Raw genomic sequence first — 1,348 nt, forward strand, 5'->3', positions numbered from 1 at the left:
GCGCATCCTGCGGCTGCTGCTGGAGCAGCCCCGGACCAGTGTGCGGGAGTACGCGCGGATCCTCGGGGTCGCCCGGGGCACGCTCCAGGCGCGGCTCGACCGGCTGGAGCGCGTGGAGGCGGAGGTGCTCGAACTGACCAACCGGGAGCGGGCGAGGGCCGGGCTCAGGGCACTGTCGTCGGACGGCCCTCTGGCGCGCGCGGCGCGCGCGTACTGCGTCGACATGGCGGCCCGCGCGTTCTATGCGCACACCTCTCCGGAGGGCACCCAGCCCTGGGACCGGGCAGCGGCGGCGGGGTCCGGGAAACGGTCGATCGGGGAGAACATCGCCTGCGGCCAGCGCTCGCCCGCCGAGGTGGTGGACGGCTGGATGAACAGCCCGGGACATCGGGCCAACATCCTGAAGCCGGATTTCACGCACCTCGGCGTCGGCTTCGCGGGCGGCGGCCCCTCGGGGACGTACTGGACGCAGCTATTCGGCGCCTGAATTTCTCGCACACGCTTTCCCCGCACCCCCGCCGCTTTGAATGAAAGACAGATTCACCCCGGAAATCGCGGTTCCTTTGAACGCACCGCGCCCCGCGCGCCGTACCACTGTCAAAGGGAGACAGACTCCGGGGGTTCAGCGAGGGATGACCATGGTCAAGGCGCACGTCTCCACGCACGAGTTGATCGCCGGCAGATACCTCCTCCTCGACGTCGTCCAGCGCGAGACGAACCGCGTCAGCTGGTACGGCCAGGACGCGGAGGACGGGCGGCCGTGTCTCGTCACGCGGATCGGACTGCCGGAAGGCACCTCCGAGGAGGACGGGCGGCACGCCGCGCAGGGGGTGCGGCGCATGGCGGCGACGATGACCCGGCTGTGCCCGGGACGGATCGCGGCGGTGCTCGACACGATCGCGGAGGACGGTTCGCTGTGGACCGTCACCGAGTGGATCGACGGCCTGCCGCTCGGCCAACTGATCGACCAGCAGGGCTCGTTCCACCCCGCGCGGGCGGCGGCGATCGCCCTGGAGGTGCTGGACGTCCTGGAGGCGGCGCACGGCGAGGGCATCACGCACGGCGAGCTGAGCCCGGGGCAGATCTTCGTCCGGGACCGGGGCCCCGTCGTCCTCACCGGGTTCGGCCTGGTCGGCGCGACGCTCGCACCCCGGGTCGCCGCCCCGTCGTACGCCTCGCCGGAACAGGCCCGTGACGAGCGGATCGGCCCGGCGGCGGATCTGTGGGCGCTGGGCGCGATCCTGTACACGCTCCTGGAGGGGCGGCCCCCGTTCCGGGAGCGGGACCGGCCCGACGCGACCCTGCGGGGTGTGGACCGGCTTCCGCTGCGCGCGCCGGTGCGTGCCGG

The 1,348-nt window shown here is 72.7% G+C and carries 2 protein-coding genes; both read left to right on the top strand.

What is annotated here, in order from left to right; all coding sequences use genetic code 11:
- Positions 1-487, top strand: a 487-nt coding sequence (locus ACVNF4_RS36090) for a CAP domain-containing protein (protein ID WP_461807044.1), incomplete at its 5' end; no start/stop codon positions are given.
- A 145-nt stretch (positions 488-632) separates the two neighbouring features.
- On the top strand, positions 633-1,348 hold a 716-nt coding region (locus tag ACVNF4_RS36095; RefSeq protein ID WP_461807045.1), incomplete at its 3' end, for a protein kinase domain-containing protein.

It is taken from the genome of Streptomyces sp. S6 (genome assembly GCF_054880855.1).